Source organism: Blautia intestinalis (genome assembly GCF_014297355.1).
Classification (GTDB): domain Bacteria; phylum Bacillota; class Clostridia; order Lachnospirales; family Lachnospiraceae; genus Blautia_A; species Blautia_A intestinalis.
Map to the genome: position 1 here is coordinate 1 of NZ_JACOQE010000027.1, position 2,986 is coordinate 2,986.

Below are 2,986 nucleotides of genomic sequence, written 5' to 3' on the forward strand. Positions count from 1 at the left end.
ACATCGTACCTTGAAAACTGCATACATGTAAATTTGATTAACTAATCAAATATCCTTGATATACAAACGTAAGATAGGAAGACATCGATAATTAATTTTATCAAAAGCAACGAGAATCAAAGACCGCTGATACCTACGCTAGGGTATCAGAAGCAAATGGTCAAGCAGAAAGGGCACAGGGCGGATGCCTTGGCACTAAGGGCCGAAGAAAGACGTGATAAGCTGCGATAAGCTTCGGGGAGGAGCAAATATCCATTGATCCGGAGATCTCTGAATGGGGAAACCCACATGAGCAAACCTCATGTATCCATACGCCAATCCATAACGTATGGAGGGGAACCCGGGGAACTGAAACATCTAAGTACCCGGAGGAAAAGAAAGAAAACTCGATTCCGTAAGTAGCGGCGAGCGAACGCGGAAGAGCCTAAACCAGGTCGCGTGCGATCTGGGGTTACGGACTGCATTTAAGATTCTGCGATGTTAGTAGAACGGTTTTGGGAAAGCCGGCCGGAGAGGGTGAAAGCCCCGTACACGAAAACAGAGCAGACTGAGCAGGATCCAGAGTACCGCGGGACACGAGAAACCCTGCGGGAAGTAAGGGGGACCACCCCCTAAGGCTAAATACCACTTAGTGACCGATAGCGCATAGTACTGTGAAGGAAAGGTGAAAAGGACCCCGGGAGGGGAGTGAAAGAGAACCTGAAACCCTGTGTCTACAAGCTGTGGGAGTGCTTTATATGCACGACCGCGTACTTTTTGTAGAACGGTCCGGCGAGTTGCGCACACTGGCAAGGTTAAGGACTGAAGGTCCGGAGCCGTAGGGAAACCAAGTCTTAAGAGGGCCAGAGTCAGTGTGGGCAGACCCGAAACCGGGTGATCTATCCATGTCCAGGTTGAAGCTGCCGTAAGAGGCAGTGGAGGACCGAACCCACATCCGTTGAAAAGGGTGGGGATGAGGTGTGGATAGGGGAGAAATTCCAATCGAACCCGGAGATAGCTGGTTCTCCTCGAAATAGCTTTAGGGCTAGCCTTGGTAGAGATTTGCGGAGGTAGAGCACTGAATTTCCTAGGGGGCGTCAAAGCCTACCGAAGAATATCAAACTCCGAATGCCGCGTAATTGCTTACCGGGAGTCAGACTGCACGAGATAAGTTGGGCAGTCAAAAGGGAAAGAGCCCAGACCTTCAGTTAAGGTCCCAAAGTGTACGTTAAGTGGAAAAGGATGTGGGATTTCGAAGACAACCAGGATGTTGGCTCAGAAGCAGCCATTCATTCAAAGAGTGCGTAATAGCTCACTGGTCGAGAGGTCCTGCGCCGAAAATGTCCGGGGCTGAAACGTACCACCGAAACTAAGGAATCCAGCAATGGATTGGTAGAGGAGCATTGCATGCGGGAAGAAGCAGTACCGTAAGGAGCTGTGGACTGCATGGAAGAGAGAATGCCGGAATGAGTAGCGAGATAGAGGTGAGAATCCTCTAGGCCGAATATCCAAGGTTTCCAGGGTAAAGCTGATCTGCCCTGGGTAAGTCGGGGCCTAAGGTGAGGGCGAGAGCCGTAGCCGATGGACAACAGGTGGAGATTCCTGTACTATGATATGACAGAACTGTGGGGACACGTGCAGAGAGCGGAAGCCGGGAATGGGATCCCGGTGCAAGCGAGGTACCAGTCACACTGGAAAAACCGTGTGGCAATGGGAAGACGTGATGCGGAGTGAAGTTTAGTAATGAAGTCCGTGAGCTGTGCGTCAAGAAAAGCCGCTATTGTTCATACCATACCCGTACCGTAAACCGACACAGGTGGATGAGGAGAGAATCCTAAGGCCGGCGGAAGAAGCATTGTCAAGGAACTCGGCAAAATGACCCCGTAACTTCGGGAGAAGGGGTGCCACTGAGAAGTGGCCGCAGAGAATAGGCTCAAGCAACTGTTTAGCAAAAACACAGGTCTATGCGAAACCGTAAGGTGAGGTATATGGGCTGACGCCTGCCCGGTGCTGGAAGGTTAAGAGGAGAGGTTAGCGGAAACGCGAAGCTTTGAATTTAAGCCCCAGTAAACGGCGGCCGTAACTATAACGGTCCTAAGGTAGCGAAATTCCTTGTCGGGTAAGTTCCGACCCGCACGAAAGGCGTAATGATTTGAGCGCTGTCTCGACAATGCATCCGGTGAAATTGAAGTACCAGTGAAGATGCTGGTTACCTGCGCCAGGACGGAAAGACCCCATGGAGCTTTACTCCAGTTTGGTACTGGGATCCGGTACTGCATGTACAGGATAGGTGGGAGGCTAAGAAATGGTAACGCCAGTTGCCATGGAGCCGCTGTTGGGATACCACCCTTGCAGTATTGGGTTTCTAACCAGCCGCCGTGACCCGGCGGTGGGACAATGCCAGACGGGGAGTTTGACTGGGGCGGTCGCCTCCGAAAGGGTATCGGAGGCGCCCAAAGGTTCCCTCAGGATGGACGGAAACCATCCAAAGAGTGCAAAGGCAGAAGGGAGCTTGACTGCGACACCGACGGGTGGAGCAGGTACGAAAGTAGGGCTTAGTGATCCGGTGGTATTAAGTGGGAATGCCATCGCTCAACGGATAAAAGCTACCCTGGGGATAACAGGCTTATCACTCCCAAGAGTTCACATCGACGGAGTGGTTTGGCACCTCGATGTCGGCTCATCGCATCCTGGGGCTGTAGTAGGTCCCAAGGGTTGGGCTGTTCGCCCATTAAAGCGGTACGCGAGCTGGGTTCAGAACGTCGTGAGACAGTTCGGTCCCTATCCGGCGTGGGCGTAGGATATCTGAGAGGAGCTGTCCTTAGTACGAGAGGACCGGGATGGACGGGCCGCTGGTGCACCGGTTAGACTGCCAAGTCTATAGCCGGGTAGCCAAGCCCGGAAGGGATAAACGCTGAAGGCATCTAAGCGTGAAGCCCCCCTCAAGATGAGATATCCCATCCGAAAGGAGTAAACCCCCTTGAAGACGACGAGGTTGATAGGGCAG

At 52.5% G+C, this 2,986-nt stretch carries 1 rRNA gene; it reads left to right on the plus strand.

Annotated features, from left to right (window positions below):
- Positions 1 to 157 precede the first annotated feature (157 nt).
- Positions 158 to 2,986, plus strand: a 23S ribosomal RNA gene (locus tag H8Z79_RS16560); the annotation flags it as partial.